General features: G+C 42.7%; 3 protein-coding genes. 1 reads left to right on the top strand and 2 read right to left on the bottom strand.

The genetic code is table 11. The features are described from left to right. A partial coding sequence (locus tag ABW391_RS28715; protein ID WP_353485345.1) for a hypothetical protein occupies nt 1-925 on the bottom strand: 925 nt, incomplete at its 3' end. A 299-nt stretch (nt 926-1,224) separates the two neighbouring features. Between ABW391_RS28715 and ABW391_RS28720 the strand changes: the two genes are divergently transcribed. Next, nucleotides 1,225-2,607 (top strand): glycosyltransferase, encoded by a 1,383-nt coding sequence (locus ABW391_RS28720; protein WP_353485346.1) that lies wholly within the window; start codon nt 1,225-1,227, stop codon nt 2,605-2,607. A gap of 95 nt (nt 2,608-2,702) precedes the next feature. Here ABW391_RS28720 and ABW391_RS28725 read toward each other — a convergent pair. Next, nucleotides 2,703-4,377 (bottom strand): T9SS type A sorting domain-containing protein (locus ABW391_RS28725; protein ID WP_353485347.1); only part of this gene is annotated, 1,675 nt, incomplete at its 5' end.

The following is a 4,377-nucleotide window of genomic DNA, read 5'->3' on the forward strand; positions in this document are numbered from 1 at the left end:
CTGAAAGGTTGTCAATATTGCTGTAGTTGATCATTTGACTGGCGAAGCCCCCATTAATCTGGAAGGTACCTTCGTTGGTAAGTGAAGCCCCAACTGCGTTGACAAAGCTGTGTCCGGCAGTAGCGCCGCCTACAGTAAAACTGCTTTTGTTGCTAATCGCTCCACGATTATACAACCTCAGGTTATTTCCACCGTTAACACTAAATGTTGCATTATTGATTACGGAACCCGTTGGGTAGTTGATAAAAGCAGTATCTACTCCATCAAGTACATTAAAATTGCCACTGGTATTGGTAATGCTGCCGTAGTTGAGCAGGCGATTGCCGAATCCTTTTTGAAGTGTCAACTGCCCTTGATTGATGATTTGAGCATTCAACTTGTTGACAAAAGCGTCATTGTAAGCAGAATCGACCAGGATTGTTCCTTTGTTGGTGAAGACGCCTTCATTGGTAAAACCATCGGTATCACTGCCCACTACTTCAAGTTTTCCACCGGAATTGATCGTTAAAGATGCTCCTGCTTGTAGGGTAATCGATCTTGCTCTCGCAGAATCGATGGTGATTACAGGGAAATTCCCCGAGCCTCCTGAAACATTCGGAATGATCACGTGATCGCCAGTAATTGATCCTTTTTTGGGTGGAAGACTGGGGGTTCCACTGACTGACGTCCAGTTTCCAGCGGTATTCCAATCTGTACTCAGCGCTCCAGTCCACTGCACAGTATTCGCAGCTATACTTGCTTGAGTTTTTAATGGTTTGGGCAAAGCAGCGGGAAAAAATCGAGCTACTGAGGTTGGAATTTTTTCCAACAATCCGTATTTGAATTTTGAAGCGTTTAGGGATGGTAAAGGTGGGGCAGCACTGACCCAGGTAGCAATAAAAATGCATAACCATCCCAGAATGGTGGAGCGTAGCTTAAAGTTCATTTTATGAGATTTGACTGTTAAGAATCAAGCCTTGTAAAGATAAAATAAAATTTACATAAAATACAGATTTACAAGAGTTTTTTCTGGAAATTCGAGCTAAATTTTGACAGAAAATACCTGTGCAAAAAGTAGGAATTTATCGGCCAAACAGTATTTGTGTTGTTATTAAAAAACAATACAAATTAAATGTTAATATTTTTTTATGCGTAAGAGAATAAGTCGTAACTTTTGGAGAAATTTAGCCATTATTACCTATGTAAATAACTATATTACAGTCAATTTTGATCAATCAGTATCTCATGGATTCAAACGCTGCATTGAGCGCTAAGGTCACCGTTGCCATTGACCAGCATGCTCAACAACAACTGACTATTCTTGGCACAAAATCGGCACTGTATAAAATTCAATTGAGAGGAAGAATGCTTCATCTTTTGATCTGGATTGTATTCACGATGTTGGGTATCTATTTTTCCCATATACTCGGATTAGGCATTTTTATACTGGGAATAATCAATTACCTCATCTTGCTTAGTTTTCGTTTGGGCAATTTCTTTTTAAAAAAAGAGAACATCCAAGATAAGGTCCTAACAAAAGAAGAAGAGCAATGGCCCAGTTTTAGCATCATTTTCCCGCTTAAAAATGAAAATGAAGTAATCCATAAAACCATTGAGACTTTACAAGCATTGGATTATCCTACCGAGTTGGTTCAAGTGATTGTTGTAGTGGAAGAGACGGATGAAGTTACCCTTGAAAGTCTTCGACAAATCAGGCTACCCGTACATTTTGAACTCCTCTATATTCCTGAAATGCCCCCATTTACAAAAGGGCGGGCTTTGTTGCACGCATTGGATTCAGTTAAAGGAACTTACGTAACCGTATACGATGCAGAAAGTCGCCCTGAACCGCAACAACTGCGCAAGGCCGCATTGAGTTTGATGCATGCACCGGGAGAAATTTGTTGTCAGGCCAAAATCAGCATTTCCAACCACCAGGAAAATTGGATCACCCGAAATTTTGCTGGTGAGTACTACGAATGGTATGAGCAGCATTTGCTTGAACTTTCTACGGCAAATTTGCCATTTGGATTAGGCGGTAATTCCTTTTTTATTTCCAAAAAAGCCCTGGTTGATGCGGGTGCATGGGATCCTTTTAACGTAACTGAGGATGCCGACTTAAGTGTACGATTGGTACAAAATGGGGTACGACTCAGCATTTTGGATAGTTATACCACCGAAACTTGCCCCGAAACAGTAGAAAACTGGATCAATCAGCGCACCCGGTGGAACAAAGGCTTGTTTATCACCCAACTGGTGCATTTGAAACGAACACTTTTTGATCCCCATTTCAAATTCAGCGGATGGTTGAGTTTTTGGCTGCGGATGATTTGCGCAGCCCTATTGCCTTTTTTCAATATCTATGTTGCCCTGTATATTTTGCTGGCGGACCTACCCTTTTTACTCTCCGCTGTTTTCAGTTTGATACTGTGGATATTATTGGGTGTCAACTTGTTGCTCTCCTGGATTATCAACATCATCACTTACCGGCGCTTGGGAATTACTCAATCTTTTCTGCTTACTTTTTGGGATTCATTTCGCTATTTGTTTCTGCACATCATTGCAGGGTATAAGTCTTTTTGGGAATATTTTACAGCGCCATTGCAGTGGAATAAAACGGTTCATTAACCTACTTTCCTCCAATACAGCTCCGCAAAAAAAAACGCCGCCGTTTAACAACTTAATGTCTAACGGCGGCGCAAGGTTTAAATGTCTATCTAAATTTACTCAAGGATAATCATCTTCTTCGTAGCAGTAAAGTCATTGGTTTCCAAGGTGTAATACAATACCCCGCTAGATCCCAGGTGCTCCTTTTTCAAAATCACCTGGTTGTTGCCTTTGGGGTAATTGCCTTTCACTTGATAAAGCAAAGCTCCCTTGGCATCCCTTACCAACAAGGTTGCAATTGCTGCTTTGGGTAGGCTAAAGCCAATCAATGTTTCAGCATCGAACGGATTCGGAGTGTTTTGCAGGAGTTCGTAGCTTTCGGAAGCAAGGTTTGCCGCTTTGAAATTTAAAGCCACATTCAACTGCTCATCGGACAAGTTATAAGCTTCTGGAGTGAGTAGGCGATTTAGTCCAATTGCATTGCTCAACAAACCATCCGCTTTGGCGCGCAACACCAATGTAAACAATGCACCAGGCTGGTGTTCCCCATTCCAAGAGGTGGTTATCAATCCATCTTTTGGAAATAACCCAAAGTTATCTGCCTTGGCTACGCCATAAATGAGGTCTACCAATTCGACCTTGCTTTGATCCAAATTCAGTGCAAATTGGTAGCCTTGAATCTGATTAAGATCTCCGGCAGCAAAGTCAATTTTGTATTCCTGACCTGCTTTCAGTTGACGTTCCTCTGCATTGATTTTCAATGTCTTCTCATTGCGTAACTCAGCAGTAGTAGCAGAATTCATGGTGGCACTTGCATTGACATCCCCTACCTTGATGGCGATAAAATTGGCGGTGATGTTTCCTGACAAGTTATTTACACTCACTACTTCAGGGAAATTTGTTGTCCATGGATTGCTTGGATCAGGGAAGCGATAAGTCGCATCCACAAACCTCCAGGAAGTATTGTTGGCAAAATTTTGATCAATGCTCAAGATCAATTTCCGCAACTGGATCATGTCCAGTGTGGTAATCGACTTGGAATTGTTCACATCTGCTGCAATCATTTTGTAAGGCGTTTGCAATAGTTGGACACCCAGGATGTGTTTTTGAATCAAGATCAGGTCAAAAGTGGTCACCCCATTTAAGTGGTTTTTATCCAACAATGGCGTAATGGTGAAATCACTTCCTTTGCTCAGATTGGCAAAAGCAAAAGTCCCGGTTGAAGGCGTGATGGTAGTCATCGAAGTCTGTCCACTAAGATTAACCGAAACGCCCTGTAGTTTGGACGCGCCTTCGGTAGCAATTGTACCTGCAATACTGCCTACGTCTAATGATCCCGCTCCCGGACAAACTTTGCGGTTGTCTTGAACTTCGACATACGTTACGCAAAAGTCGTGGTTGCCTGCTTCATCCCAAGCGTGGAGTTCTAACAGGATAAAGCCCAATTCCAGATCAGCGCAGTTGACGCTGATGCTCGTTTGAGTAGACACTACTGGTTCTTTCACCCGGTTTACCGAGTATTTTGTGATCAAAGGGCGTCCGCTAGGGTCGCCCTTACTGGCGTCCTGACCATTGCAGTCGTAGATTTTAGACGCAACGAAATCAGAAGCCCATACCGTCATCATGCCACCTCCTGCTCCGTTAGGCATCAGGTCTACACTCAAGCCATTGATACAGATTGGTGCTGGTCCTTTGCAATCTTCGATGGTGAATGGAATCCGGGTGGGTACACTCAGGTTGCCGCACTCGTCACGTACTACTACGATCAGGTCATGCTTGCCTTGTGGTGCC

This window comes from Haliscomenobacter sp. (assembly GCF_040403615.1).
Lineage (GTDB): Bacteria > Bacteroidota > Bacteroidia > Chitinophagales > Saprospiraceae > Haliscomenobacter.